The 22,973-nt window shown below is 53.7% G+C and carries 24 protein-coding genes and 2 pseudogenes; 17 read left to right on the forward strand and 9 right to left on the reverse strand.

What is annotated here, in order from left to right:
• Positions 1-69: 69 nt before the first annotated feature.
• Positions 70-1,029, forward strand: coding sequence for a hypothetical protein (locus KV190_RS09330; protein WP_460193015.1), 960 nt, complete (start codon positions 70-72; stop codon positions 1,027-1,029).
• On the opposite strand, the gene KV190_RS09335 is transcribed toward KV190_RS09330, so the two are convergent.
• From KV190_RS09335 to KV190_RS09345, 3 genes are all read right to left on the reverse strand, one after another.
• The gene (locus KV190_RS09335; protein ID WP_460193016.1) at positions 1,026-2,168 is read right to left on the reverse strand and encodes a histidine kinase; all 1,143 of its coding nucleotides are present in this window, start codon (positions 2,166-2,168) and stop codon (positions 1,026-1,028) included. The genes KV190_RS09330 and KV190_RS09335 overlap by 4 nt on opposite strands.
• A 114-nt stretch (positions 2,169-2,282) precedes the next feature.
• Positions 2,283-2,609, reverse strand: coding sequence for a hypothetical protein (locus tag KV190_RS09340; protein WP_460193017.1), 327 nt, complete (start codon positions 2,607-2,609; stop codon positions 2,283-2,285).
• A complete protein-coding gene (locus KV190_RS09345; RefSeq protein ID WP_460193019.1) occupies positions 2,606-3,586 on the reverse strand; it encodes a hypothetical protein in 981 nt (326 codons plus the stop codon). Before KV190_RS09345 ends, KV190_RS09340 begins: the two co-directional genes overlap by 4 nt.
• Before the next feature lie 162 nt (positions 3,587-3,748).
• Between KV190_RS09345 and KV190_RS09350 the strand changes: the two genes are divergently transcribed.
• From KV190_RS09350 to crtE, 7 genes are all read left to right on the forward strand, one after another.
• A complete protein-coding gene (locus KV190_RS09350; RefSeq protein WP_460193021.1) occupies positions 3,749-4,048 on the forward strand; it encodes a TMEM165/GDT1 family protein in 300 nt (99 codons plus the stop codon).
• A 134-nt stretch (positions 4,049-4,182) separates the two neighbouring features.
• A complete protein-coding gene (locus tag KV190_RS09355; RefSeq protein WP_460193023.1) occupies positions 4,183-4,644 on the forward strand; it encodes a Fur family transcriptional regulator in 462 nt (153 codons plus the stop codon).
• Positions 4,645-4,649: 5 nt separating this feature from the next.
• On the forward strand, positions 4,650-5,294 hold the full coding sequence (locus tag KV190_RS09360; protein ID WP_460193025.1) for a pentapeptide repeat-containing protein: 645 nt from the start codon (positions 4,650-4,652) through the stop codon (positions 5,292-5,294).
• Between the two features lie 77 nt (positions 5,295-5,371).
• Entirely contained in the window at positions 5,372-5,569 is a 198-nt protein-coding gene (locus KV190_RS09365; RefSeq protein ID WP_149819150.1) for a DUF454 family protein, read from the forward strand.
• Positions 5,566-5,901: a hypothetical protein gene (locus KV190_RS09370; RefSeq protein ID WP_149819148.1), complete on the forward strand. Its 336-nt coding sequence runs from the start codon at positions 5,566-5,568 to the stop codon at positions 5,899-5,901. Before KV190_RS09365 ends, KV190_RS09370 begins: the two co-directional genes overlap by 4 nt.
• Positions 5,902-6,063: 162 nt before the next feature.
• Positions 6,064-6,984 carry a bifunctional methylenetetrahydrofolate dehydrogenase/methenyltetrahydrofolate cyclohydrolase FolD gene (folD, locus tag KV190_RS09375; protein ID WP_302677668.1) on the forward strand — a complete coding sequence of 307 codons (921 nt, stop codon included), beginning with the start codon at positions 6,064-6,066 and terminating at the stop codon, positions 6,982-6,984.
• 10 nt (positions 6,985-6,994) lie between these two features.
• Positions 6,995-7,918 (forward strand): geranylgeranyl diphosphate synthase CrtE, encoded by a 924-nt coding sequence (crtE, locus tag KV190_RS09380; RefSeq protein ID WP_149819144.1) that lies wholly within the window; start codon positions 6,995-6,997, stop codon positions 7,916-7,918.
• Here the strand turns inward: crtE and KV190_RS09385 are convergent.
• A pseudogene (locus KV190_RS09385) lies at positions 7,917-8,597 on the reverse strand (RNA-guided endonuclease InsQ/TnpB family protein); the annotation flags it as partial. The gene crtE and the pseudogene KV190_RS09385 sit on opposite strands and share 2 nt — an antisense overlap.
• A gap of 84 nt (positions 8,598-8,681) precedes the next feature.
• Between KV190_RS09385 and KV190_RS09390 the strand changes: the two are divergent.
• The gene (locus KV190_RS09390) at positions 8,682-9,131 is read left to right on the forward strand and encodes a divergent PAP2 family protein (RefSeq protein WP_460193027.1); all 450 of its coding nucleotides are present in this window, start codon (positions 8,682-8,684) and stop codon (positions 9,129-9,131) included.
• A 15-nt stretch (positions 9,132-9,146) separates the two neighbouring features.
• Here the strand turns inward: KV190_RS09390 and KV190_RS09395 are convergent, their stop codons facing one another.
• Positions 9,147-10,577 (reverse strand): mannose-1-phosphate guanylyltransferase/mannose-6-phosphate isomerase, encoded by a 1,431-nt coding sequence (locus KV190_RS09395; protein ID WP_460193028.1) that lies wholly within the window; start codon positions 10,575-10,577, stop codon positions 9,147-9,149.
• A gap of 257 nt (positions 10,578-10,834) precedes the next feature.
• Here KV190_RS09395 and ndhO point away from each other — a divergent pair, with 257 nt between their 5' ends.
• The 5 genes from ndhO (at position 10,835) to KV190_RS09420 (ending at position 15,679) form a co-directional block, all read left to right on the forward strand.
• Positions 10,835-11,047 (forward strand): photosynthetic/respiratory NAD(P)H-quinone oxidoreductase subunit O, encoded by a 213-nt coding sequence (gene ndhO / locus KV190_RS09400; protein WP_181494778.1) that lies wholly within the window; start codon positions 10,835-10,837, stop codon positions 11,045-11,047.
• Between the two features lie 110 nt (positions 11,048-11,157).
• The gene (locus KV190_RS09405) at positions 11,158-12,513 is read left to right on the forward strand and encodes a folate/biopterin family MFS transporter (RefSeq protein ID WP_460193030.1); all 1,356 of its coding nucleotides are present in this window, start codon (positions 11,158-11,160) and stop codon (positions 12,511-12,513) included.
• A complete protein-coding gene (locus KV190_RS09410; protein ID WP_460193031.1) occupies positions 12,510-13,973 on the forward strand; it encodes a carotenoid oxygenase family protein in 1,464 nt (487 codons plus the stop codon). The genes KV190_RS09405 and KV190_RS09410 overlap by 4 nt, the downstream gene beginning before the upstream one ends.
• A 3-nt stretch (positions 13,974-13,976) precedes the next feature.
• Positions 13,977-14,459 carry a CYTH domain-containing protein gene (locus KV190_RS09415; protein WP_460193032.1) on the forward strand — a complete coding sequence of 161 codons (483 nt, stop codon included), beginning with the start codon at positions 13,977-13,979 and terminating at the stop codon, positions 14,457-14,459.
• Between the two features lie 38 nt (positions 14,460-14,497).
• Positions 14,498-15,679, forward strand: a complete 1,182-nt coding sequence (locus KV190_RS09420; RefSeq protein WP_460193034.1) for a M20 family metallopeptidase — start codon at positions 14,498-14,500, stop codon at positions 15,677-15,679.
• Here the strand turns inward: KV190_RS09420 and KV190_RS09425 are convergent.
• Genes KV190_RS09425 through KV190_RS09435 form a run of 3 tightly spaced genes read right to left on the reverse strand, consistent with a single transcriptional unit; the run spans position 15,676 to position 18,251 of the window.
• Positions 15,676-16,815 (reverse strand): LptF/LptG family permease, encoded by a 1,140-nt coding sequence (locus tag KV190_RS09425; RefSeq protein WP_460193035.1) that lies wholly within the window; start codon positions 16,813-16,815, stop codon positions 15,676-15,678. The genes KV190_RS09420 and KV190_RS09425 overlap by 4 nt on opposite strands.
• A gap of 3 nt (positions 16,816-16,818) precedes the next feature.
• Positions 16,819-17,229: a hypothetical protein gene (locus KV190_RS09430; protein ID WP_460193036.1), complete on the reverse strand. Its 411-nt coding sequence runs from the start codon at positions 17,227-17,229 to the stop codon at positions 16,819-16,821.
• Positions 17,229-18,251 (reverse strand): ABC transporter ATP-binding protein, encoded by a 1,023-nt coding sequence (locus tag KV190_RS09435; RefSeq protein ID WP_460193037.1) that lies wholly within the window; start codon positions 18,249-18,251, stop codon positions 17,229-17,231. The genes KV190_RS09430 and KV190_RS09435 overlap by 1 nt, the downstream gene beginning before the upstream one ends.
• 105 nt (positions 18,252-18,356) lie before the next feature.
• Here KV190_RS09435 and KV190_RS09440 point away from each other — a divergent pair, with 105 nt between their 5' ends.
• From KV190_RS09440 to xcsA, 3 genes are read left to right on the forward strand one after another with little or no spacing between them, the layout of a single operon-like run.
• Entirely contained in the window at positions 18,357-19,319 is a 963-nt protein-coding gene (locus KV190_RS09440; protein WP_460193039.1) for an HMA2 domain-containing protein, read from the forward strand.
• Between the two features lie 49 nt (positions 19,320-19,368).
• Positions 19,369-20,448 carry a PIN/TRAM domain-containing protein gene (locus KV190_RS09445; protein WP_149819124.1) on the forward strand — a complete coding sequence of 360 codons (1,080 nt, stop codon included), beginning with the start codon at positions 19,369-19,371 and terminating at the stop codon, positions 20,446-20,448.
• A 31-nt stretch (positions 20,449-20,479) separates the two neighbouring features.
• Positions 20,480-22,690, forward strand: coding sequence for a cellulose synthase XcsA (gene xcsA, locus KV190_RS09450; RefSeq protein WP_460193040.1), 2,211 nt, complete (start codon positions 20,480-20,482; stop codon positions 22,688-22,690).
• Positions 22,691-22,699: 9 nt separating this feature from the next.
• On the opposite strand, the pseudogene KV190_RS09455 reads toward xcsA, so the two are convergent.
• A pseudogene (locus KV190_RS09455) lies at positions 22,700-22,915 on the reverse strand (Uma2 family endonuclease); the annotation flags it as partial.
• Between the last annotated feature and the right edge of the window lie 58 nt (positions 22,916-22,973).

Genomic DNA, 22,973 nt, shown 5'->3' on the forward strand with positions numbered 1-22,973 from the left:
CGTTGCTTTTTTTAGCGTGCATCATGGGGTGAGGGGCAATGGGTCACATGAATCTGCGGCACTAAGTTTATGACTCCTCCAGCGGCGACTCGATTACTGCCCAGTGATCAAGAACTGTTCCAAGCGCTCCTTGGCTATCATGAACTAACGACCAAGGCAGAAAAACAGGCGGCCTTACTCTCCTTGCTCCAGCGCGATCGCGCCCAAGTCATTGTCAAAAGCATTGCCCAAGCTGCTTTTCCTCAAACTGCCTTTAACGTCGCCCTCTGGATGCTCAACCATGACTTGGTGACGCTCGATTGGCTCTACGACATCACCTACCGCATTTCAACCCAAGGCTGCCAAGAAACGATTGATCTGCGCTTGCTCTACAGCAGCCTCAAACACCTCAGTCCGGGGGATGCAGCCATTGTCTTGGGTCAAACCGATGCTGCCCTTAAGGCCATTCGCCTTGATGACTTGGATCTAGCAACCTTGATTAGGACATTGGAACCGGGAGTGGCCATTAGTTTGCTCTCTTGGTTTGTCACCTTTAAGAAAATCACGACGGTCGATCTGGAATACATCAGCCAAATCGTCCAGAAGGTGAAACCCACCGCCGAACCGCCCCAAGAAACCACTGAGATTCACTCCCAACCCCTCGTCCCTGAACCCCACATCATTGAACTCACCCTCGAAGACAAGTTGCTAGAGTTGAATTTGCAATTGGGGGGCACAGAAACAGAGATCTTACCCAAGGTTTTGGATCGCTTTTTATTTCGCCGCACCCATGAAGATAAGGTGGTCTATCGTCCCAATACACAGGTCGTACGCCTCGCCTGCGTCGGAGAAGAGCGTCGTGACATTCCGGTGCCGGTACGCAGTGCCAAAACTTGGCCACCGGGAGTTTATGTGATCTATCGCGAGCAGGAGTCGCTACAACTGATGCGCTTGCCGGATAACGAGTTCTACGAAATTTTGCCCCTTGGGCCTGATCCCTATCTGCGTGCTGAAACGATCGCCCGCATGGTCAAGGAAGGAGAGCGCTAGCTATAAACGGGCAGTGTGAAGTGAAAGCAACTGCCTTTTCCCGGTTGGGAGTCCACCCAAATCTGGCCGTAGTGCATACGAATAATTTGGCGGCAAAGGGCAAGGCCAATGCCATAGCCTTCAATGGTGCGATCGCGATCAAGGCGAACCGTCTCGCCAAAAATCTTTTCCTGCTGCTCAATGGGAATACCGGGACCGCTGTCACAGACGGTCACTTGCACTTTTTGAGTCATGCGGTGAAAGGCACTGAGGTGAATTTTGCCCCCTTCGGGAGTGTATTTACAGGCATTATCCAGTAGGTTGACAAGCACCTGACGAATGCGATCGCCATCGCCATAGACCAAGGGTAAATCCAAGGGAATATCAGTGGTAAAGTGTTGCTTTTTACGTTCAAAATTGAGGCGCACATCCTCAACCGTTTCTTGGCACAGTTGTCGCAGATCCAGTTGCCGTGCCATAATTTGCAGCTTGTCTTGAGGCCCGCGCGCCGCTAAGAGTAGATCAGTAATCAATTGTCCCATCATCTGAGTTTGACTGCGGGCATGGTGAAACAGGCGTTGGATGTCCTCAATCTGGAGTTGCTGAGTGCTCTCTTCTTGAAGGTTGGATTCTAGGGTTTCAAGGGCAATGCCAACAGCAGTGAGGGGGTTACGCAACTCATGAGCCAGCAAGCCAATAATCCGATCTTTGAATTGCAGTTGTTCGGCAAGGCGATCGCGCTCTTGGCGCAGTTGAAACAGCTCATCCTTTAGGCGGCTAAGTTCCATCGAGCAATCAGACTGCTCCGCTGCCGACTTTTGCATATCTGCCTGTAGGCCAAGGGCAACTTCCCGCTGCCAGCGCGGCCACCAATAGTCCACCTTTTGCAGCAACTTGCGACCGGCGAGGGTTTGACGCGGTTCAGGACGGACTTTAATCAAGGCAGGCGTGGCAACCAGCTTGTACTCCTCTAGGAGATAGGGCTGCTCACCAATGGGCACCACTTTTAACTCAAAGCCAAAGTTCGAGGGCAGTTGCTGAATGTGGGCTTGAATAGCAGCGGTTTCCTCTTCATCGCCCGGCCGATTGGCAACAAACAGGAGCAAACTGAGCGGCGGTGTCGTTTCTTGGTTAGAACTGGCATCCGCAGACGCTTTCATTGAATCACCGGTGAGTATTCTCAAGGGCAATGAATGGCGCTTCCCGTACAGGAAACACTAGAGAGCAATCAAAAGATTAACTAAATGTTAGCGGATTCTCCCTCGCAACCCAACTTAAGATTGCTGGCCATCTCGCCGGCCAAGTTCGTAGATTGCCCCACCGATGGTTGCCATCAGGCCTAAACTCAAGGCCCAACTTTGCCCCAAGCCCAAACTACAGAGGATAAAGCAACCCGTCCCCACCAGAATAAAGGGAATTAGCCCCACCATCCCTGCCCAGAATTCGGCACTTTGGTTTGCTTCACCCCCTAGCCACGTCACTAAACGCTGCATTAAGGCTTGTCCCGTGGGATAAAAGCCCCAGTAGAGGGCGATCGCCCACAGACCAGACCCCGCAATAGCAATGGGGGAGAGAGAAACCTGCTGCAAATTGGGAATCATAGGAGTCCTTGAAAAATCTTGGGATCAAACATTTCTCGGAGAGATAGATAGTAGGGGGTAAAAACACTTGTATCATAGCCAGCGGCACGGATTTGTATTTCTTTACCCAAAAGATGCACCATTTGAAATACCAGTTCCCATGTCACATTCAGGGAAGGATAGAGCATCAAACACAGGGGAAAGAGTTCCCGTTGCAGCGCCTCAAGGCTTTGCTCCAAAAGACACACCCAGAGGTAAATTTGGAACATCTCGACATCGCGAATACTGGAAACACGCACACTGGCTTGGGTCAAAGGGCCACTGAAACAGCGGTGCTGGGGGTTGAGTTCGGCAACACGGTCACAAATAGCGGTGGCGATCGCCGTGCTCTGGGGCAACAGATGACGCACTAAAGCCAAAGCCGGATGATTGTAGTCGTAGTTGGCTGCTGCGTTATAGGCACGGTGCAAGGGCATGTAGAGGTGATCATCAATGACCTTAAAGAAACTGCTGAGGATGGGACGTTGGCTCGTTGGTGCCACTTCTAGCAGTAATACCCCCGTGTGGTGAAACTGCATACTGACAAAGCCAATCACCCGCGGATCGACGGCTGTATAGCGGCGGCGAATCTCACTGATGGCACTGGCCACCTTGACGGTCATTTGCTGGGTGCCCTTGCCCGCTTCGTAGAGTTTGAGGGTGCGCTGATAAATGTCATGGATGTCTTTGGAAATGCTCCAAGGATCCACCAGTTCGGCTGGGATGCCATGACGAATCATCTCTCCAGCCAAGAAGCCTTCGGTGCGCTGCCAAGCCTTGACACTGGCATTGCGCAATTCGGCTAGGAGCCGAGGGGCAACCACCGCTGGATCATCCTCCGCAAGGGCGGTGGTGTTGAGGTTGGTAATATAGCGCTTTGCCCAAGCTTGTGCCAGACTGCTCAAGGAGGTGGTGTCCGGCGCGATCGCGCTCGATCCATCAGTAGTGGTATTCAACATGAGCACCTCCGCCATTTTGAACAGGGCTATAAGCAGAATTGATGTTAAGAATTGTAACTGGTTTTAAGCTGATCCTGCCACCCTGAGCCACCAGTGATCGTTGACCGCAACTGCCGATACCGTTAATCTGCCCTATAGCAGCAACCCCTTTGGAGAAATTGGATGGACTGGCAATCCTTTGCCGTGAGTTTTGCGATTGTTTTCTTGTCAGAACTAGGGGACAAGAGCCAACTGGTGGCGATTACTTTGGGGAGTAATGCCCGCTCCGCTACCGCCGTCTTTCTAGGCGTGGCTTCTGGCTTGGTGTGTACAACGTTTTTCGGTGTGCTTTTGGGCAGTGGGATTGCCACATTGATTCCCGTGAAAGTGGTCAAGGCGATCGCTGCCATGATGTTTGCCTTTCTGGGGTTTTATTTGCTGTCTCAAACACCGGCTGACAGCCTTGACAAGGAGCAAATTTGATTATAACCAAAGGATTGATTATCATAGTGACTACAGGTTAGCAAATGGATAACCCTAAAACTGCGATTTAACCGCAATAAGCTACTTAGCTAAGCAAAATCTGCTGTTTGAATTTTATTTTTTAGGATAGCGCCGTGTTCACGTCTCCTGCTCCCAGTCCCCTACCCCCCATTCGTTCCCTTGAGGATGCGATCGATCGCTGTCAGCGCCTAGGATTGCGCCTCAGTCGGCAGCGGCGTGCCATTCTCGAACTGCTCTGGGATGCCAAGGATCACCTCTCAGCGCGGCAGATCTACGATCGCCTGAATCAAGCAGGCAAAGATATCGGCCATACGTCGGTGTACCAAAATCTCGAAGCCCTTTCCGAGCATGGCATTATTGAGTGTGTTGAGCGTGCTGATGGGCGCCTTTACGGCAATATTAGTGATAGCCACAGCCATGTCAATTGTCTCGATAGCCAGAAAATTATTGACGTTCATGTTGAGCTACCCTCCTCTCTCATTGCTGAGATTGAAGCAAAAACTGGCGTGAAAATTGTTGACTATCGCATTGATTTTTACGGTTATCAAAACACTGAGCCGAGTACCCAAGGATAACTGCCGTGGCCAATCCCCAACATCTTCAGCTTCTTAAGCAGGGGGTTACCGCTTGGAATCAATGGCGGGAGCAAAACAGTGATATTCGCCCTGATCTGGGACAAGCCGATCTCACTGGCGCCAATTTGGAGCTCTACAACCTCACCAATACCAATCTCGATCAGGCAAATTTAGCGGGGGCTGATCTGCGCAACGCTTTGCTCAAGGATGCCTACATGGCTGGCGCAAACCTCTACATGAGTGACCTGATTGAGGCGGATTTGCAGGGTGCCTGTTTACAGCGGGCTACCTTAGCGGGTGCCGATCTCTACAAGTCAAATATTGCCATGGCCGATCTGCGCCAAGCCAACTTGGTGGGCACGCTACTGCGGCGAGTGAGTTTAGTGGAAGCGACCCTTGCCTATGCCAACCTCACCCGTGCCAATCTCTTTCAGGCCAACCTGCACTTGGCCGATCTCAAGAGCGCAATTTTGCAAGAGGCGATTCTCGAAAGTGCCAGTCTCATTGAGGCGAACTTTGAATATGCGGTTCTCATTGCGGCCAAGATGTCGAAGGCCAATGCCCGCCGTGCCAACTTTAAGGGGGCAAACCTCTACAAAGCAGAAATGGACGGCATGGATCTACGGGATGCGATTCTCGATAAAGCTTAGCACCAGCAACTTGTGAAAAAGCAAGGTTCAGGCTAGGTTAGATGTGAATCATCCTCGCCTATTGGAACTCGAAAGGAATGCCTGTGACTAAAAGCATCCGTAATACAGCACGTATGGTTCTTGGTGTGATTTTTGGGATTATTGGGGTTGTCGGCTTCATTTTACCCCTAGTGCCAGGAACGCCTTTTTTGCTGATAGCGGCAGCTTGCTTTAATTCCATGGAACCTGAGGAGACCGCCAGTGCCCAAGGGAATGAATCGCCACCCGTGGCATGAAATACTTTTTCCTCACTGAGGGGTGGCAGATTGGCCGCGTTTGGGAACCCCAAGGCCTCTGGAATGAGCAAGCGTGGCGGCGATCGCCTGTGATCACCCGTACCTGCCTCTACATCCTAGAGGGGGAGGAAAAGCTCTGGCTGTACCAAGTGGAGGAGATGGTTCTCATGGTAGAAGTGAAGCCCAGCCATCCTGACCCTGCCTCAACCATTGGCCAAGTGGTGCTCAAGCGCCTGATGAGTGCAGAGGATGTGCTGACGTATCTGTGTACCACCCCTGCTATTGCCAAAATTCAAGTCGAGCGAACGTCGCCTTCGGGCGATCGCCCCTAGCAAGTGTTAAGTCCTTGGTACGACTGAGTAAAGAACTTGATCAAAGCTGGCGCCCGTGATCTCCATTTGGGGTAAACTAGTTCGATGTTGTTGCCAACCGATGGAAACGCATTCGGCAACTCAACCCTAGACTTTCGTGATTGATCAATTTTAAGGTGTCCTTTGGTTGCAAACTCCGCTGCCTGCCTTGATGGCAAATCCTTAGCCCAGTCCATTGAACGCCAGTTGGCTGATCATGTGCGGACGTTTCAAGCCCAGTGGGGGCGATCGCCCGGGTTGGCCGTGTTGCGGGTTGGCGATGATCCCGCCAGTGCAGTGTATGTCCGTGCCAAAGAACAGGCCTGTGGCCGCGTCGGGATTCAATCCTTTGGTGCCCATTTACCGGCCACCATTACAGAAGCGGATTTATTGGCCAGAATCACTGAGCTAAATCAGGACGAACGGGTAGATGGCATTCTGCTGCAATTGCCCCTGCCGCCCCACCTTGATCCCCGTCCCCTGCTATACGCGATTCATCCCGATAAAGATGTGGATGGTCTGCATCCCGAAAATCTCGGTCGGCTCGTGCGTGATGAACCGGGACTGCGCAGTTGTACGCCTGCTGGAGTGATGCAGCTTTTGGCCGCCTATGGCATTGATGTTGCAGGTCGCTCGGCAGTGGTCGTAGGTCGCAGTATTTTGGTCGGCAAACCCCTTGCGCTGATGTTACTCACCGCCAATGCAACGGTGACGATCGCCCACTCGCGCACCCGTGATCTCGCCAGTGTCACCCGTAGTGCTGAGATTTTAGTCACAGCGATGGGACAACCACGGCGGATTACTGCCGATATGATTCGGCCGGGAGCAGTGGTCATTGATGTCGGGATTAATCGCATTCAACGCCCCGACGGCAAATCAAGTCTCTGGGGCGATGTAGACTACGAGGCTGCCTGTGCTGTGGCCAGTTATATTACCCCTGTTCCGGGGGGCGTCGGTCCGATGACCGTTGCCATGTTGTTGCACAATACTGTATGGAGCTATTGTCGCCGTCACAATTGGCACAAGCCCCTGCTCTCATTGACCTCTATGCCGCCCGCACGCTGAGGAGTTGTTCATGATTTCCGCTGATCCCCCCCAAGTTCATCCCGCCGGCACATTTGATCTCAAGGCCTACCTCAAAGAACGCCAAGCCCTTGTGGAAGCTGCCCTCGAAGCCTCGATCCCCGTCGCCTACCCAGAGAAAATTTACGATGCGATGCGCTATTCACTGATGGCGGGGGGCAAACGGCTGCGCCCAATTCTCTGCTTAGCCACCTGTGAACTGATGGGGGGCACCGTGGAAATGGCCATGCCCACCGCCTGTGCTCTAGAGATGATCCACACCATGTCGCTGATCCACGATGATCTGCCGGCTATGGACAATGATGACTACCGTCGCGGCAAGCCCACCAATCACAAAGTCTATGGCGAAGATATTGCCATTCTGGCGGGGGATGGCTTACTGGCCTATGCCTTTGAATATGTGGTGGAGCAAACGAAAAACGTGCCCGCAGAATATCTGCTGAAAATTGTGGCGCGGTTGGGGCATGCGGTGGCAGCAACGGGCTTGGTGGGCGGTCAAGTGGTGGACTTGGAGTGTGAAGGGCAGCCCAACATTGGTCTAGAAACACTGCATTTTATCCACTCCCACAAAACGGGGGCACTACTGGAGGCCTCTGTGGTTTCTGGGGCATTACTGACGGGGGCGAATGAATCTGATGTGGCCCGCCTGTCGCGCTATGCGGCAAATATTGGCTTGGCATTCCAGATTGTGGATGACATTTTGGACATTACTTCGACCCGCGATGTCCTCGGTAAAACCGTTGGTAAAGATGTGGCCGCCCAAAAAATGACGTACCCCCGCCTGTGGGGTCTGGAAAAATCTCGCCAAGAGGCTGAACGCTTGGTGGCAGAGGCGAAGGCAGAGTTGGCTGTATATGGGGCAGCCGCCGTTCCTTTGCAGGCGATCGCCGACTACATTACCAGCCGCAGTCATTAACGATTTCTCCTTGAGCAGTCACCAAGAAACTGTTCAACCCCAAGTCAATGCCAGTGGCGTTTTTGATCTCGGATTTATCCTTTGGAGCAGGTGCGGGCACGGTCTTGTCCTCCAGCGTGATGCACACATACCAGCCATCCGCTCTCTGGACAACAGTACAGGTTTTGGGCGTAAATCCCTCTGGCAAAGGACGGTGCAGAATAATGGGCATCTCACCTATCTTGCTGAACTTGATGGTCTGTCCTGTGATGTGCACACCCGCTTTGGGACAGTTGACTCTTGGGAACGTGAATGAGCGGAGTTCCCCTTCTTTCTTAAACTTGGGTCTGCCACTCCGTTTGCCAGTGGTATCAGGAAATAGCCAACGCTGCCATGCTTTATCTAGCCGCAGCAGATTCTGTTGTTGTACCTCGTGATAAATCTGCTTGTACTCAGGAAATAATTCTTTCGTCTGTTTCAGTTGTGCTGCTTGAGAGTAGTAGGTTGGATATTCAGGAATCTCGCCTATCGGCTGAGAAACTAAAGAGCATCAATCAATGAAGCAGCGAGTGCGATGCAACCAATCGAGTCTTTGTCCCAAGCAGTAGTTCCAGTGTCGCCGTAGCAGCTCTAGCCAGAGTAGCAGCACAGCTTCTTGGTGGTTGTTGGGTCGGATGCGGTACTCGTAGGTGAGAATCATGCTGTCAATTATAATCTCAAGGACAGACCCGCAATTCCGCGTACCACTAGGCTACGCTATAGTGGTAATCCCCTTGCGAAGTTTATGATGGACGGTCTTCGTGAGCTACTGGCTAACCATGTCCTCTGGGTTGCTTTCGCCGCCAGCGCGATCGCCCAAATACTCAAGTTACTGATTGACATTGCCAAACACCGCAAGCTCAATTTCCGCGTTCTGGTGGAAACGGGGGGGATGCCCAGTTCCCATTCCGCCCTTGTTACTGCTCTGGCGACTGGGGTGGGGCTGCAGCGGGGCTGGGATAGCATTGAGTTTGCGATCGCCGTTGTCTTTGCCTGCATTGTCATGTACGATGCGGCTGGGGTGCGCCAAGCGGCCGGCAAACAAGCCCGCATTCTCAATCAAATTGTTGATGAATTTTTCCAAGATGGGCACGAATTGGCAGAAGCCCGCCTCAAGGAGTTATTGGGGCACACCCCCATTCAAGTCATTGTGGGTTCCGCCCTTGGCGTGGCGATCGCTTGGCTAGCGGTCTAAGGGGTTGCCCAGCGGTCATCGCCCTGTCTCGCGACCATAGCGATCCTCAAAGCGGACAATATCATCTTCGCCAAGGTAGGCTCCCGACTGCACCTCGATCATTTCAAGGGGAATTTTCCCCGGATTGGCCAAGCGGTGCACAGCGCCCACAGGGATATAGGTGGACTCATTCTCCGTCAGCAGAAACGTCTTGCCATTGCAGGTCACCTCCGCTGTGCCACTGACGACAATCCAATGTTCCGCGCGGTGATGGTGCTGCTGGAGCGAAAGACTCGCCCCCGGCTTGACCGTAATCCGCTTCACTTGAAAGCGATGACCCGTGTCAATGGAGTCGTAGTGTCCCCAAGGGCGATAGACGACGCGATGATTGTAGGCCTCACTGCGCTTTTGGGCTTGCAGTTGCTCCACCACTTGTTTCACCTGTTGTGCCGCCTCCTGATGGGCAATGAGAACGGCATCAGCGGTTTCTACAATAATCAGGTTTTCCACCCCCAGTAGGGCAACCAAGCGGTGTTGACTATGCACAAAGCAATCTTTGCTGCCATAGGTGAGGACATCGCCACGGCAACTGTTGCCAAATTCATCCTTGGGTGTCACCTCCCAGAGACTTGACCAAGACCCCACATCACTCCAGCCGCACTCTAGGGGAACTACCGCTGCCTTTTGCGTCTTTTCCATCACCCCATAGTCCACCGATAAACTGGGACACTGACTCAAGGGTGCTTTGGCCAAGCGGATAAAGTCCAAATCCTCCTGCCCCTCCCGCAGTGCCAAGCGGCAATGGTGCAAAATGTCTGGCTGCTGCTGTGCCAATTCTGCTAAGAAGCTCTGGGCGCGGAAGAGAAACATACCGCTATTCCAAAGGTAATGGCCATCCGCCAGATAAGCCTCTGCCGTTGCCAAATCAGGTTTTTCCACAAACTCTGCTACCCGATAGGTGTGGACATCACTGAGAGCGTCCCCCCGCCGAATGTAGCCGTAGCCTGTATGGGGAGAGGTGGGGGTAATGCCAAAGGTCACTAACCAGTCTTTGGCGGCGGGTGCAAGTGCCCGTTGTAGCCCCTGCTGAAAGGCGGCAACATCCTGAATTAAATGATCCGCTGGTAGCACCAAAAGAATGGCATCGGTAGCGAGGACTTCTGTGACGTAAAGGGCAGCAAGAGTAATGGCAGGAGCCGTATTGCGCCCCAAGGGTTCAAGCAAAATCCGCGTTGGCGTCACCCCTAGCTCTTGAAATTGTTCCGCTACAAGGAAGCGATGGGCTTCATTGGCTACCACCACTGGCGGTTGCACGTGGGGTAAACCCTGCAAGCGTTGCCACGTTTGTTGTAGCAGACTCTGCCCTTCGGCAGTTAAGCGCATAAACTGCTTGGGATGGGCTTGGCGCGATAATGGCCAAAGGCGACTTCCGGCTCCCCCCGATAGAATCACTGGAATACAGTCCATGCAAGGTTTCCCTTAGGTACTATGGTGCCTAAGCGTAGTGTATCGCCAAAGAACTTGGTCTTGGTCCAGATCCCTGTTCTTTTTGTTGCTTATTTTCTAGGGGCTACTGTTTTGGCAGTGCCCAATGAATGGCAGTGAAGCGTTGAGGTGGCGTTTCCCCTTGGTTAAGGTTTGGTAATTTCAGTCATCAATAGACATAAAGCCCTTGGCGATTCTCCTTAGGATAGAATGTGGGCTGATCAGCGTTAGGGTTTCCTATGGCGATTAAAAAGGGAGATTTGGTAAAGGTCGTTGCTGAAAAATTGGCCAATAGTGTTGAGGCCTTGGCCAGTGATCATCGCTATCCCCCCTATCTCTTTGAGGGACGCGGTGAAGTGGTGGAGATTCGCGGTGACTATGCGCAGATTAAATTTCCAGTGCCCACCCCTACAGTTTGGCTGCGCCTCGATCAACTAGAGGTCGCCAAATAACCCCAATTAGGGTCTCCTGCTAGTCTGTAAGCCAGTGAAGAGCACCAGTGTTAGCAATTTTCAGCGTGTCTGGATATGATGGAGGCAATGCTGTTGCTTAACATTTGGTAATGTTAGTTCAACCTTCGCAACCTCAACGCTGGTTTCAGTGGCTCAAGGAGACGCTCCTTTTTGGGCAAGAACCCAGTGGCGAACTCTTAGCCATTTTGCTGGTGTATTTTGTCCAAGGGGTTTTGGGCTTAGCACGGCTGGCCATTAGCTTTTTCTTTAAGGATGAGTTGGGGCTGTCGCCGGCGGAAGTGGCAGCATTGATGGGTGTGGCTGCGCTGCCTTGGGTCATTAAGCCGGTGTTTGGCCTCATTTCTGATAGCGTGCCGCTTTTGGGATTTCGCCGCCGCTCCTATCTTGTCCTGTCGGGTTTGCTGGGCTGTGGGGCGTGGTTGAGCTTGGGGACGTGGGTGACTACCCCTTGGCAGGCAACGGCAGCGATTCTAGCAGCATCGATCGCGATCGCCCTCAGTGATGTGATTGTGGATTCACTGGTGGTTGAACGGGCACGCCAAGAATCAGTGACTGAAATGGGAACCCTGCAATCCCTAAGCTGGGCAGCGACTGCCGTGGGGGGTATCCTCACCGCTTACTTTAGTGGCCAACTGTTGCAGTGGTTTAGTCCGCGTACAGTGTTTCAAATTACGGCGGTGTTTCCGCTCTTGGTGTCGGGGGTTGCGTGGGCGATCGCCGAAGCACGGGTCACGGCTCGACCCCAACTGCGTCAAACTTGGAAGCACATCAACCGTGTGCGCCAAGCAATGATGCAAAAACGGATTTGGTTGCCGGTGGCTTTCCTCTTCCTCTGGCAGGCGACCCCCGGCTCGGAATCAGCCTTCTTTTTCTTCACAACGAATGAATTGGGTTTTGAAGCGGAGTTTTTGGGGCGGGTGCGCCTTGTCACCAGCATCGCTTCCCTCTTGGGGGTGTGGATTTTCCAGCGCTACTTGAAAACGCTGCCCATTCGTACGATTTTTTTCTGGAGTACGATTCTCTCAGCCTTTTTGGGACTCTCTAGCTTGATTTTGGTCACCCACCTCAATCGCCAATGGGGCATTAGTGACCAGTGGTTTAGCTTGGGGGATAGCCTCATTTTGGCAGTCATGGGGCAAATTGCCTTTATGCCGGTACTGGTGTTGGCGGCGCGGCTGTGTCCGCCGGGGATTGAAGCCACCCTCTTTGCACTGCTGATGTCCATTAGCAACCTCGCCAATCTGGTCTCCCATGAGTTGGGGGCACTGCTGACCCACTGGCTGGGGATTACTGAGCACAACTTCGATCGCCTGTGGTTGCTGGTGCTCATTACCAACCTGAGTACGCTATTGCCCCTACCCCTGTTGAACTGGTTGCCGCAGCAGGTGCCCGCGCCCGCCTCTCAATCCCCTGTCACTGTTGAGTTGGAGCCAAGTGTCTCATGACTGGAGTTTTAGATCGCCCCTACACGATGGCGGACTGGCGGGGGGGAACCGAATCCCTCACCCAAGAGTATGACTATTGGATTGAGGATGTTGAAGGGACGGTGCCCACGGATTTGGTGGGGACGCTCTACCGCAATGGACCTGGACTGTTGGAGCGTGGGGGAGTGCCCTTAGCCCATCCCTTTGATGGCGACGGCATGATCTGTGCCTTTCGTTTTGAGAATGGACGGGTGCATTTTCGCAATCGCTACGTACGTACCGCTGGATTTTTGGCGGAGGAAAAGGCCAATCGCCTTCTCTATCGCGGTGTCTTTGGCACCCAAAAACCGGGGGGGTGGCTGGCCAATTTCCTAGATACCCGGGTCAAAAACATTGCCAATACCCATGTGATCTATTGGGGGGGTAAATTACTGGCGCTCTGGGAAGCGAGTCTGCCCCACCGCCTTGACCCTGTGACCCTAGAAACCATTGGCCTCGATAACCTAGAAGGTCTCCTTAAGGAAAGTGATGCCTTTGCAGCGCATCCCCGCTTTGATCCTCAGACGCAGCGGCTCGTGAATTTTGGTGTCAAGCCCGGCCTCAGCACCCGCATTACGCTCTATGAATTTGATGCCAGCGGTCAGTGTGTCTCGCAACCCGTATTTCAGATTCCGGGGTTTGCCTTTATTCATGACTTTGCCCTTACCCCCAACTACGCCATTGTCTTTCAAAATCCGGTGCAGTTAAATCCGCTGCCCTATCTGCTGGGACTGCGGGGCGCTGCCCAGTGCATTCAATTCAATGCTCAGGAACCGACACGGGTTTGGCTGCTGCCTCGTCGGGGTGGGACTCCCCAGATGTTGACGATGCCCGCCTGTTTTGTCTTTCACCATGCCAATGCCTACGAAGCTGGGGATGAAATTCATGTGGAGTCCATTGCCTACAGCCACTTTCCCAATCTAGAACCGGGCACGGATTTTCGGCAGGTGAATTTTGCGGCGCTACCCTCGAGCTTGCTGTGGCGGATTCAATTGAACCCCAAAACCAAGGCTGTGGATTGGCAAGTGGTGAGCGATCGCCCCTGTGAATTTCCCGTGGTGCATCCGGCTAAGGTGGGGCAACCCTATCGCTACACCTATTTGGCAGCAGGGCATGATCCGAAAACTAATGCGCCTCTCCAAGCACTGTGGCGGTGCGATCGCCAGACGGGCAAGGAACAATTTTGGTCGGCGGCGCCGCGTGGCTTTGCCAGTGAACCGATTTTTGTCCCGCGGGGTCTGCAAAAGGGTGACTTTCTCTGGCAGGGTGCCCAAGGGGAAGAGGATGGCTGGCTCTTGCAGGTGGTGTATGATGCCAGTTGCCACAAATCGCAGTTACTCATCTTTGATGCGGCAGCCATTAGCGCCGGGCCAGTGGCACGATTGCGCTTGAAACACCACATTCCCTATGGTCTCCACGGTTCGTTTACCACAGCGGTCTAGGCAATGGGCATCGAAATTGAGCGCAAGTTCCTTGTCACAGGTGAAGAATGGCGATCGCTAGCCACCCGTGTGGTTCAATTTGCCCAAGGCTACCTGTCCACGGTTCCTGAGCGCACCGTGCGCGTGCGTCTTGCGGGTGACCAAGCATGGATCACGATCAAGGGAAAAGCCAGTGGTGGCCAACGCCGCGAGTATGAGTATGCTATCCCCGTTGCTGATGCAAGGGAACTCCTCGAGGAATTGTGCCTACAACCGATCATCCAGAAAAACCGCTATCGCATCCCCGCGGGTGATTTGTGTTGGGAAGTGGATGAATTTACTGGCGCCTGTGCTGGCCTGATTTTGGCAGAAATTGAACTGCCCCGTGCTGACTATCCCCTGACTTTACCCCCTTGGATCGGCCTTGAAGTGACCGACGACCCCCGCTATACCAATGCCTACTTAGCAGAGCACCCCTATCAGGAGTGGGCAAGCTGCAATGCCTGAGATTCGATAGGATACAAAAATATCGCCACGGCTTCGCTATGCTTGCTCGCATTCGCCAGATTACCCAAACCCTCACCCCCCGTCTCATTGAAATTCGTCGCCATCTGCACCGCTACCCCGAATTGAGTGGCCAAGAACATCAAACCGCTGCCTATGTGGCGGGGGTACTTTCCTCTGCCGGCTTAACGGTACAGCAGGATGTGGGCAAAGTGGGGGTGATTGCTGAACTGGAGGGGAATCCCAAAGAACAGCGGCTCTTGGCCATTCGCACTGATATGGATGCCCTGCCAATTCAAGAGCGCACCGGCCTAGAGTTTAGCTCGAAACATAGCGGGGTGATGCACGCCTGCGGTCATGATGTCCACACCACAGTGGGTCTGGGCACGGCAATGGTGCTAGCAGCACTCAAGGAAGAGTTCCCCGGCCGCGTACGGTTTATTTTTCAGCCTGCGGAAGAAATTGCCCAAGGGGCGAGTTGGATGATTGCCGATGGCGCTATGAAAGAGGTGAGTGCCATTTTGTCGCTCCATGTGTTTCCCACCATTCCAGCAGGGGAAGTGGCGGTGCGCTATGGTGCGTTGACGGCGGCTGCCGATGACATTGAATTAACGATTTTGGGAGAATCGGGTCACGGTGCGCGTCCCCATGAAGCGGTGGATGCGATTTGGATTGCTGCTCAAGTGATCAGCGCTCTGCAACAGGCCATTAGCCGCACGCAGAATCCCCTGCGGCCTGTGGTGGTCACCTTTGGCAAAATTCAAGGGGGACGGGCTGCCAATGTCATTGCCGATCAGGTGACGCTTCAGGGAACGGTGCGATCGCTCCATCCGGAAACTCGCGCCACACTCCCGACGTGGATTGAGCAAATTGTGGCCAATGTCTGCCATGCCTACGGTGCCCGTTACAAGCTCCACTATCGGCGGGGCGTACCAGGGGTGGAGAATACACCCTACCTATCGCAACTGCTGGCGGAGGCGGCGACTGATGTGGTGGGTGCCCCCCATGTGCATATTTTGCCGGAACCGTCCCTTGGGGCAGAGGATTTTGCCCTTTACCTAGAGCATGCCCCCGGTGCGATGTTTCGCCTTGGGGTGGGGTTTCGCGATCGCCCCAACTATCCCCTGCATCACCCAGAGTTTGATGTGGACGAACAGGCCATTCCCGTGGGCGTGATGACCCTTGCCCATGCAGCCTGTCGCTATTGGCAGATTCCCTACTAGTGACGATTGGCGTGGTAGAGCATCCCGAGGGCGATCGCGCTGACGATAACCTTCGGTAACCAACTGGCCACGATGGGCGACACGGCTCCCCCTTCGCCAAAGGCGGTGAAAATGAATGCCCCCACATAATAGCCAAAAATAATCGCCACACTGAGACCAAAGGCACGCCCCTGTCCTTGGCGAGGAGAACTGATGCCCAAAACGGCACCGACAACGGCAAAACTCAGGCACAAAAAGGGAAGGGAGAGCTTTTCCTGCAACTGCACCCGCCACTGCCGCAGACGTTTGGCATCGCCACTTTCTGCCAAAACTTGCAAGTACTGATAGATTTCGCGGCTGGTCATAAACTCTGGTGCTCGCGTTTCCATTGCTAAATCAAGGGGCGTGCGCGGGTAGGCAAACGTTTGTTCTGAGAAGGTCTCGGCCACGTCATAGTCGCGATCGCGGGTCAGGTGGTGGTAGGTGCCCTGCCGAAACAGCCACGCTGAACCCTGCCACTGGGCTTCCTTCGCCGTAATAATCTCCCGCAGTTGTCCCTGCTCAAAGTTCAATACCGTCACTTGACCCATGACCTCGCCATCAAAACGATGGGCAAAAAAGAGTTGCTGAAGCTGCCCGCCAGCAAAACGACGGTAGAAGATATTGCGGGTCTGAAAGGTGGGTTGCGGGCGTTGAATCGCCACTTCCAAGGTCTTGATGGCACGGTAGGCCATCGGGGGAGCCACCAGTTCATTGAGGGCAAAGGTGAAGAGCAAGGCACAGAACCCCGCTAAGAGCGCCGGTCGCACCAGACGCAGCGGACTCACCCCACAGCTTTTACAAGCAATCAGTTCACTGCGGCGGGAGAGTTGACTATAGGCAAGCAGCGAACCAAAGAGCATCGCCATGGGAATGCCTAGCACTGCAAAGGTGGGCAAACGCAGAAAAAAGACTTGAAGGGCGCTGAGGATACCAAGGTTGTGCTCCACCATATTGCGAATGAGGTAGAACACCGTACCAATAACGGCAGCGATCGCCGTAAAAATGCCAAAACCAAAGACAAAGGGGCGAATCATCTCCCGCAGGATATAGCGATCCAACAGGGAGACTCGCGGCTGCCAAGGTATCTTCTCAAGGGATCGGGCGATCGCCAGCATCTTTTACAGGCCTAACTGGGGTTTCGCCAACTTCCAATAACGAAAGAATCGCTTCAAATCGGCATTGGCAGGTAACGTGACAAAGGGTTCTGGCTCTAGGATCTCCAGCGGATAGGCCAACTGCTGACAAATGGCGCGAAAGCGAGGGCTAGGACTGGCCATTGTCACCACGCGATCGCCGCCGTGCACCTCAACAAAGGCATTCACCAAGGGGGCTACCTCACCCCGGTACATTGCCACGGGGAGATCCAGCAGGCACTCATAGAGAAAAACCAGCCGCTTCAGGCGTATTTGCCACTCCTTGAGGAGCGCTACATCCCAAACAAAAATGGCCGGCGCGTGGGGATAGCGCTCAAAGATGGGCGCTGTGGGGTCGAGGCAGTCTCCATGAACCCAAAGAATTGGCTGCCCCATTAGCGTTGCATGGCCTCTTTTTTCAACTGTTTGCTGTCCCGCTGCGCTGCTGCTGCCAAGTCGGCATCCAAGAGGGTTTGACCCGTGGCGGCCAAGTAGACATCATCTAAACTGGGTCGTGACTGCGCCAAGCTAAAGAGGGGGAGTCCTGCTTCCTCTAGCGCTGTTCTAATGGCTGCGATCGCCACGTTGGCATCTGTGACCACTAGATTCAAAGAGTTGCCTTGGTTGGCATTAATCAGTGCCGATTTCACGCAGTCCAATTGACTGAGAAGGGCCTGGGCCATTTGAGCCTCTTGACGCGGTGTAAATTCCCGCACCCGCAACGTGACGCGATCGCCACCAATATTGGCCTTGAGTTCCTCGGGGGAGCCACTGGCAATCACCCGCCCCTGATCGAGAATCGCCAAGCGATCGCTGAGGAGATCCACTTCCTCAAGATAGTGGCTGGTCAAGATGATCGTTAGTCCTTGGGCCTTGAGATCCCGCAGCACATCCCAAATCACTTGGCGACTTTCAATGTCGAGGCCAACGGTGGGTTCATCCAAGACAAGCACTTGGGGTTGATGCAGCAGTCCCGCCGCCAGATCAAAGCGTTTGCGAATGCCACCCGAGTAGGTACCACACTGGCGATCGCGCCATGCCAATAAATCCAACCGTGCCAGCACGGCTTCAATGCGCTCGGGAATCAGGGCACGGGGAATGTGGTACAGCGCCGCCTGCAATTCTAGAAATTCCTGACCCGTGAGGATTTTATCAAGCGCCACCTCTTGGGCCACATAGCCTAATTTTTGGCGCACTAAATGGGGTTGGTGGAGTACCGAAAGACCACAGACTTCCAACACCCCAGCATCGGGTCGCGAGAGGGTACACAGACAGCGCAGTGTTGTCGTTTTCCCTGAGCCATTCGGCCCCAGCAGCCCAAAAATTTCCCCTTGATGGGCGCTAAAGGAGACATCGGCCACCGCTGTAATGGCACCGTAGGACTTCTTCAGATGTTCGACCTTTACTGTGGCTGTCATGGTCATTCACTCTGTGCGCGATTCCCTTAACATTTTGACAGATATTCCCCCTTGCTTTGGTGCGCGTGCTACAACAGCAACTAGAGCCTATTGGGTGAGTTTCCCATGGCCAGTGCCGAAACTGCGCCGATTGCCGAAGTCATGCACCTCACGGGCGATCGCCTGCGATTGCGGATTCAAGAACTGAAAACGGATGTGGCCTTTCGTGATTCCCTGAGTGCCTACCTGAAAACCCTCCCAGGGATCAAATCTGTTCACGTTAACCCCCTTGCCGCCTCAATTACCATTGAGTATCACCTCGAGCAAATCACGCCCCTACAACTGCTGGCGGCGATTCAATTTTGGGGCGATGTCCAGATCATTGGCCAAGGCAATAAGGGCTTGCAAAACCTCACCCGCGCCTTTGATCTCGAACCCGAAGAAGTGGGCAACAAACTCACCTCCATGGGCGGATTTCTCATGGGCGGCCATGTGGGCGATATTCTCGGTGGCATGGTGGGGGGAACGGCGGGTGGCCTGTTTATGGGGCCTGCGGGTGCGGTCATGGGGGTGCAAGTGGGCACCTTTGTTGGCGGTGTCATCGGTGCGCGACTGGGGATGGAAGCCACGGAGCAAATCACCCAACTGCAATTTACTGCCCTTGAAGAAACGCCGCAACGGGTCGCGACAGCCTTGGAGATTCGCACGGGTGACAAAATTGGGGGAACCGCTGGTGAAATTGCTGGTGGCTTGGCGGGGCAAGTGGTCTTGGGGCCTGTGGGCGAAACCGTCGGGCGGGTAGTGGGCAATATGGTGGGTTCCCAACTGGGGGAAGATATCGGGCGACAGTTAGCCGAGCCATCCCCTGAGGAACCTCCTCCCCCCTCCCTGCATCTTTTCCTAGAGTGGTGGGTGAAAACCAGTCAAACCTTTACCAAGGAAACACTCTTGGCGACCCTCGGTGGCATGATGGCACGAGCCATTCTGGGGCCTCAAGCCGAAGCTGAGGGCATTCGAGCCGGTACCCGCATTAGTCGTCATCTCGATATGCAACAGTCCAACACCGCAGCAAAAGAGAAAAAAGTATAATCCTAAAGTAATGGCCTATGGAGATGTCCAGCGCGACAGGAGCGAACTAATGCTCGATACCATCTTACTCCTCATTATCGTCGTGATGGGAATTGCCGTTGGCTTCAACAGCATTGACCTCCTCCCCGAAACGGTTCTTGCTCAAGTGGCCAATGTGCGGGGATTGCAGTGGGTCATGGCTGGCTTTGGCGCCATTGTTGGCATTGCCCTTGGTTTATTGTTGCAGTCCCTTTACCATCGTCTTGAGCGCAGTATCCGCCAATTGCCCCCAGAAACGCTCTTGTCGCGGGCCGTGGGTCTGGTGGTGGGGTTGCTCTTGGCCAACTTGATGCTGGCACCGATTTTCCTGTTGCCCATTCCCAAGGATTTTTCCTTTATTAAGCCCCTGATTGCTGTTCTCACCAGTATTGTCTTTGCCTATTCGGGAACTACCTTGGCCGATAGTCACGGGCCTGCCCTGCTGCGGTTAATTAACCCCAATGCCGTTGCCAGCAGCCTCTTGGCTGAGGGGATGCTCAAACCTGCCCGGGCGAAGGTACTGGACACCAGTTGCATTATTGATGGCCGCATTGAGGCGCTGTTGAATCTCGGGGTACTCGAAGGGCAAATCATTGTGCCCCAGTTTGTGCTTCAGGAGTTGCAACTGATTGCTGATGCGGGGAATGAGCAAAAACGGATTCGTGGGCGGCGGGGTCTCGACGTTCTCAATCGTCTCCAAGCCAGTTTGGGCGATCGCATTGTCATTCACTCGGCAGACTATCCAGAACTAACAACGGTGGATGCCAAGCTGGTGCGCCTCTGCCAAGAGATCAATGGCACCCTTGTCACCAATGATTTGAATCTGAACAAAGTTGCCCGCTTCCAAAAAGTGGATGTCTTTAATGTCAACGAGTTAGCGCAAGCCCTGCGCCCCATCTATCTCCCCGGCGATACGCTGGAGTTGAAAATTCTCAAGGAAGGGAAAGAACCGGCGCAAGGGGTGGGTTACCTTGAGGATGGCACGATGGTGGTTGTCGAAGAGGGGGTGGATCACATTGGCGATCAGTTGTCGGTGGTTGTGACCAGTGCCCTGCAAACCTCGGCAGGCCGCATGATTTTTGCCCGTCTGCAAATGCCAACGATGGCCTAAATTCCCTCTTTTTCCCCTAGGGGGTCTCCTTATGACCCATGAACCACCCAAGCCCACTTCACCCCCGCAACTGGTTTCACCGTGGGTCTGGGGTCTTTTTGTTTTCAGCATCCTATTCCTCTTTGGGGTGCTGTTGGCGACGGTGTGGCGACCGACGCTCTTTCCCATTGATCTGGTGAACCCAGACCAGTTGCGACCTTTACCTACTCTCTTGCAAATGCCTGAGGATGAGTTGAGTGCCTGGTGGCCGGTGGTTCTGGCGGGGATGGTGGCGATCGCCCTCAATTTTATTCCCAGCAACAATGTCACACGCTTGATTATTCGCTTCATTGTGATTCTCTTTGGCTGCCGCTATCTGGTGTGGCGGGCCTGGGTGACCCTCAATGATGCCCACTGGTTGAGCTTTACTGCCAGTATTGGCTTCTATGGTCTTGAGCTGCTGTACTTTTTCACCTATTTGCTTTACTTCTATCAGACGGCATGGCTGACGACCGCATGGCGATCGCGACAGGCCAATTACTATCAGCAGGCGGTTCTCAGTGGTGAATACTGCCCCAGTGTGGATATTTTCATTCCCACCTACAATGAACCCCCCTATATTTTGCGGCGGACGATTGTGGCCTGTCAGGCGATCAACTACAGGAATAAAAGTATCTATGTCCTCGACGATGGTCGACGATCGGAAATTGCGGATCTCTGTGAACATCTCGGGGTCAACTATCTCACCCGCCCCACCAATGAACACCGCAAAGCAGGCAACCTCAACCATGCCCTGAAATACACCACGGGTGAACTGATTGCCGTTTTTGATGCCGACTTTATTCCCTTTCAGAACTTCCTCACCCGCACCGTGGGCTTCTTTCAAGATGATCACGTATCCATGGTGCAGACGCCCCAGCACTTCTTTAACCCTGACTACCACTCCCAAAACCTTGGCATTGAGTTTATGATGCCCGGCGATATGGAGTACTTTTTTGGCTTTATTCAGCCGGGGCGGGACTTTGGCAATGCCATTATTTGCTGCGGTACCTCCTATGTGGTGCGCCGTCGTGACCTAGAAGCCGTGGGCGGATACTACACCCGCTGTGTGGTTGAGGATTTCCAAACGGGAACCAAAATGCAGATCGCTGGCTATCGCCTCGTCTACCTCAATGAAATCCTCAGCATGGGGGAGTCTCCTCGCAACTTCCAAGACCATCTCGAGCAACGGCTGCGGTGGCTACAGGGGAATATGCAAATCTATTTCTGTGGCGATGATCTCCCCATTTGGTCAAAACTGTCGTGGTTTCAGCGCAGTTGCCACCTCTCGCTGCTCTTGCACAACATTAACCCCTTCATCCGCACCTGCTTTCTCATCGGTCCTTTTTTGAGCCTGATGACGGGTATTTCCCTGACGGTGGCCACGTTTAGTGAGTATCTCTTTTATGCGCTGCCCTATACGCTGCTGACGATCGCCACCTTTAGCTGGGCAACAGAAGGGCGGTATTTTTCCGTCTGGGGTGAAGTCTATGAGGTCACCTTTGCCTTTCCGGGGATGGTGCAACTGATTAAAATCCTCCGCAATCCCTTTGGCAAAATTGGCAGCATTGTCACCAACAAGGGTACCCTCTCCAATCGGAAGCGGTTGAATTTGCGCTATACATGGCCGCTGGCGGCGTTTGTGATTGCGGTCGGGGTGGGGGTCTTTATCCGCTATGGGGGTTACTGGCTTCATATCTGGCCACCAATGGAGTATGAACGGGCGGGGTTAGAGGTGATGCTGGCTTGGACGCTCTACAACGCCTTTATTGCCTTGATTGCGGTTTTGTCCTCCATTGATCAGCCCACTCGCCGTCAGAGCGATCGCTTTCCCGTTTGCACCGTGTGTCGCTTCCAACTGGGGGATCAAACCTACTGGGGCTATACCCGCGATGTGTCTGAGACAGGCGCTGCCCTATTGCTGACCGCAGGGCGTTTTATCGAAGCCCCAAGAGATACCGTCGGCACACTGACCTTTTTGGAACAGGACTTTAGCGTCACCGCAGCCGTGGTTCGTACCCGCACTGAAGAGGAGCGGTGCTGTATTTACCTGCGCTTTTTAGAGGTCAGTGATGAGGCACAGCGACACCTTGTACAACTGCTCTATGGTGGTCTCACATGGTGGCACAAACCCAAAGCCCCCAATGGCCTAGATGCCTTTTTGCCCATGTTGATTCGTCTCTTCGACTTTCGATCGCTCTTTAGCCTCTACAGCAATAACTGAGCGATAGGCTCACGGCTCAAAAATTTGTCCTAGGAAACAATAAAAGTTTGGCAATAGGGGAGAGGTCAACGTATCCTCTCGATAAAGCGTGAGAGCAAGTTTGAGCAGTCCCGCTTCACGACGAAAGATTTCCACGGTTTGGCGCCGCCAATCGGCAATCCAATATTCCAGTACGCCCTGAGTGGAGTAGAGTTTGAGCTTAAGCTGGCGATCGCGCCGTTCATTGATCGCCCATCCCCAATAGCGAAATGCAAAATTGCCCCTGCCCTTGGCAGTTCCTCGG

This window comes from Thermosynechococcus sp. FA-CM-4201, assembly GCF_054689355.1.

Coding starts and splice junctions, on each gene's coding strand:
- KV190_RS09330 (WP_460193015.1), top strand. CDS start 70: ATGACTCCTCCAGCGGCGACTCGATTACTGCCCAGTGATCAAGAACTG.
- KV190_RS09335 (WP_460193016.1), bottom strand. CDS start 2,168: ATGAAAGCGTCTGCGGATGCCAGTTCTAACCAAGAAACGACACCGCCG.
- KV190_RS09340 (WP_460193017.1), bottom strand. CDS start 2,609: ATGATTCCCAATTTGCAGCAGGTTTCTCTCTCCCCCATTGCTATTGCG.
- KV190_RS09345 (WP_460193019.1), bottom strand. CDS start 3,586: ATGTTGAATACCACTACTGATGGATCGAGCGCGATCGCGCCGGACACC.
- KV190_RS09350 (WP_460193021.1), top strand. CDS start 3,749: ATGGACTGGCAATCCTTTGCCGTGAGTTTTGCGATTGTTTTCTTGTCA.
- KV190_RS09365 (WP_149819150.1), top strand. CDS start 5,372: ATGCCTGTGACTAAAAGCATCCGTAATACAGCACGTATGGTTCTTGGT.
- KV190_RS09370 (WP_149819148.1), top strand. CDS start 5,566: ATGAAATACTTTTTCCTCACTGAGGGGTGGCAGATTGGCCGCGTTTGG.
- crtE (WP_149819144.1), top strand. CDS start 6,995: ATGATTTCCGCTGATCCCCCCCAAGTTCATCCCGCCGGCACATTTGAT.
- KV190_RS09390 (WP_460193027.1), top strand. CDS start 8,682: ATGATGGACGGTCTTCGTGAGCTACTGGCTAACCATGTCCTCTGGGTT.
- KV190_RS09395 (WP_460193028.1), bottom strand. CDS start 10,577: ATGGACTGTATTCCAGTGATTCTATCGGGGGGAGCCGGAAGTCGCCTT.
- ndhO (WP_181494778.1), top strand. CDS start 10,835: ATGGCGATTAAAAAGGGAGATTTGGTAAAGGTCGTTGCTGAAAAATTG.
- KV190_RS09405 (WP_460193030.1), top strand. CDS start 11,158: ATGTTAGTTCAACCTTCGCAACCTCAACGCTGGTTTCAGTGGCTCAAG.
- KV190_RS09410 (WP_460193031.1), top strand. CDS start 12,510: ATGACTGGAGTTTTAGATCGCCCCTACACGATGGCGGACTGGCGGGGG.
- KV190_RS09415 (WP_460193032.1), top strand. CDS start 13,977: ATGGGCATCGAAATTGAGCGCAAGTTCCTTGTCACAGGTGAAGAATGG.
- KV190_RS09420 (WP_460193034.1), top strand. CDS start 14,498: ATGCTTGCTCGCATTCGCCAGATTACCCAAACCCTCACCCCCCGTCTC.
- KV190_RS09425 (WP_460193035.1), bottom strand. CDS start 16,815: ATGCTGGCGATCGCCCGATCCCTTGAGAAGATACCTTGGCAGCCGCGA.
- KV190_RS09430 (WP_460193036.1), bottom strand. CDS start 17,229: ATGGGGCAGCCAATTCTTTGGGTTCATGGAGACTGCCTCGACCCCACA.
- KV190_RS09435 (WP_460193037.1), bottom strand. CDS start 18,251: ATGACAGCCACAGTAAAGGTCGAACATCTGAAGAAGTCCTACGGTGCC.
- KV190_RS09440 (WP_460193039.1), top strand. CDS start 18,357: ATGGCCAGTGCCGAAACTGCGCCGATTGCCGAAGTCATGCACCTCACG.
- KV190_RS09445 (WP_149819124.1), top strand. CDS start 19,369: ATGCTCGATACCATCTTACTCCTCATTATCGTCGTGATGGGAATTGCC.
- xcsA (WP_460193040.1), top strand. CDS start 20,480: ATGACCCATGAACCACCCAAGCCCACTTCACCCCCGCAACTGGTTTCA.